General features: G+C 47.2%; 1 protein-coding gene. It reads left to right on the top strand.

What is annotated here, in order from left to right:
• The coding region (locus tag QUA90_RS23435; RefSeq protein WP_333448028.1) for an Ig-like domain-containing protein at window positions 1-887 on the top strand (887 nt) is incomplete at both ends.

Raw genomic sequence — 887 nt, forward strand, 5'->3', positions numbered from 1 at the left:
AATACCGCAGCCACCCAACTTGTTCGCACTGCCGATATCACCGCACCCACAGTAGCCCTCACATCAACATCACCAACCACCACAAACGCACCATTCTTAGTCACAGCAACCTTCAGCGAAAACGTCACAGGATTTACTGACACTGACGTGACTGTTGCTAACGGAACTGTTAGCGGATTTACAGGTAGCGGTACAACCTATAATTTCACAGTTACACCAACAGCCACTGGCAATGTCACCGTAGATATTCCAGCAGATACAGCCACAGATACCGCTGGTAATAACAATACCGCAGCCACCCAACTTGTTCGCACTGCCGATATCACCGCACCCACAGTAGCCCTCACATCAACATCACCAACAGTAACTGGTTTATTTAGCGTCACAGCCACCTTTAATGAAGATGTCACCGGCTTTGATAATACTGATATCACCGTAGCCAATGCGACTGTCGGTAACTTTGTTAAAGTTGATGCCAAAACCTACAGCTTTGATGTCACTCCCACCGCTAGTGGTAATGTCACAGTTGATGTACTTGCTGCTACAGCCACTGATACTGCGGGTAATAACAACACCGCAGCCACTCAACTGACTCGCACTGCTAATGTCACCACACCTGACATCACCCCACCAACAGTTGCCTTAACATCAACTTCAACACCAACAGTAACTGGTTTATTTAGCGTCACAGCCACCTTTAATGAAGATGTCACCGGCTTTGATAATACTGATATCACCGTAGCCAATGCGACTGTCGGTAACTTTGTTAAAGTTGATGCCAAAACCTACAGCTTTGATGTCACTCCCACCGCTAGTGGTAATGTCACAGTTGATGTACTTGCTGCTACAGCCACTGATACTGCGGGTAATAACAACACCGCAGCCAC

Source organism: Microcoleus sp. D3_18_C4, assembly GCF_036702355.1.
Classification (GTDB): Bacteria; Cyanobacteriota; Cyanobacteriia; order Cyanobacteriales; family Microcoleaceae; genus Microcoleus.